This window comes from Microcoleus sp. BR0-C5 (assembly GCF_036705045.1).
Classification (GTDB): Bacteria; Cyanobacteriota; Cyanobacteriia; order Cyanobacteriales; family Microcoleaceae; genus Microcoleus.
The window spans coordinates 1-1,615 of the sequence record NZ_JAUBTR010000194.1 but is presented as its reverse complement, the minus strand read 5'-3'; the positions used below and the strand labels follow the sequence as shown (position 1 = coordinate 1,615).

The 1,615-nt window shown below is 40.8% G+C and carries 2 protein-coding genes and 1 pseudogene; 1 reads left to right on the top strand and 2 read right to left on the bottom strand.

Going from position 1 to position 1,615, the window contains the following annotated elements; genetic code table 11:
• Positions 1-56: 56 nt before the first annotated feature.
• Both QUB08_RS31860 and QUB08_RS31855 read right to left on the bottom strand, forming a co-directional pair.
• Complete coding sequence (locus QUB08_RS31860; RefSeq protein WP_445300981.1) at positions 57-248, bottom strand: transposase; 192 nt, start codon at positions 246-248, stop codon at positions 57-59.
• 47 nt (positions 249-295) lie between these two features.
• Positions 296-1,021 (bottom strand): annotated as a pseudogene (locus QUB08_RS31855) (IS1 family transposase).
• A 403-nt stretch (positions 1,022-1,424) separates the two neighbouring features.
• On the opposite strand from QUB08_RS31855, the gene QUB08_RS31850 reads away from it, so the two are divergent.
• A partial coding sequence (locus QUB08_RS31850; RefSeq protein ID WP_333230280.1) for a hypothetical protein occupies positions 1,425-1,615 on the top strand: 191 nt, incomplete at its 3' end.

Sequence of the window (1,615 nt, the reverse complement as noted above, 5' to 3'; positions counted from 1 at the left end):
GTTCTATCATGTAGCGCAGGGCGAATAATTTTGGCTCATATCATACTTTTAACCATTTACAAAACCGGGATGCTCCCCATTAGTTCCAACTGGGTAAAGGCTCTAATTGCACAGAAAATATGAGTGCAAATCGCCGGGGATTGTCTAACCATAAACCGTCCGATACCACACACTTGTTTGACAGCTCTATGATACGTTTCTATGCCCCAATGAATGGAGTGAATTTCCTTGAAGTCCTGTTGAGTCAATTGGGATAATTCGTCAAGTTTTGGCAGGAATATAAGGCGTTGCTGAATCAAGGTATGAATGCCCCAGGAATGGGAATATCGTCAAACTTCAAGTAATGTATTAATAACTTAATAGAATGCTTGAGCATTTCCTCACATTTAGAATAACAAAGAGTCTTACGATGTAGCCGGGCCAAATAATGTCTTAGTCTGGTATTTTCCCCTTCTAAGGAGTGTCATATAAGTCTTGCTAATAATCTGATCCCCATCAGGAATAAACATGGGATATACAGACCATCCATCCGTTACATAAAAATAGCATTTCCATGCACTTACTTGGTCCCATAATGGTTCAAATGTCTTAGCGCTATGATCCCCTAATACCCATCCTAAAATTCCTGGTTGAAAGTGGTCAACAGCTGTCCACAACCATATCCTGTCTGTTTTTTTTACATAAGTTTGTAATTCCGAGAGTTCACCAACTTCTGGGATGACTTCAGGGTCATAAACATCTGGCAACAGTTTTCCGACTTGTTTTACCCAATTTATTACGCTCGGTATGATGAACACCCTTAACTCGTTCTATCGCCCGTAAACCCATACCATTGACATACATTTTTAGGCAATCACGTTTGATGGCCTCGCTATAACCAAGGGTGGGGTTCATACTGATTGATGAATTGACGACCACATTGGACACAAATGTGATTCTGTTTTCCTTTTTTATTGCCGTTTTTACGGATATGGGTTGATTTACATTCGCTTGCATTGCATAAATTATTCCTCCTATTCATACTCTAACTCAGCAACGCCGAAAAAAGTTACCCTTGTGACGGCCGCCTAAAAACTTTAATATAAAACTTTAATATTCTTAATAGCTGTAGCTTATAATTGTGCGATTTTACAAGACACAAGCTCAAGCTTATGGGAATTATGAAATACATCGGTCGCCTTACTGATTCGATGCGAGCGCAACGCCGTCATAGTAGCTTTTGAATTGGATTATACGGCCAATCGTGGGCGCAGCGAAGCGGAGGGAGTAGGGAGGGAGCTTTGCCATGCAACTATTGCGGAATTGATGAAAATTAGAGGCAATAAGCTCCTATTGTCTCAGAGAGGTTTGAGGGCTATGTCATTAATTTTATCAAGCTTTTGACTCTTCTTGTAACTGCGTCAGGAGGTTTTGTTTAGAAGTAGTTGGAAGGATGGAAATATTTTCGAGCTGCAACCTGGGCGTTTAACAACCGAGTTCAGGATGGAATCGGATTTGTGCCAGTGCCTATTTGTAGAGGTCCAAAAGTTGTCAGGGAGAAAAACCCTGAAGACTGCAGAGAATTAAGTCATCATGATCACCATGTCGAAAAAGAGGTCAAGCCCTCGGTCTATTA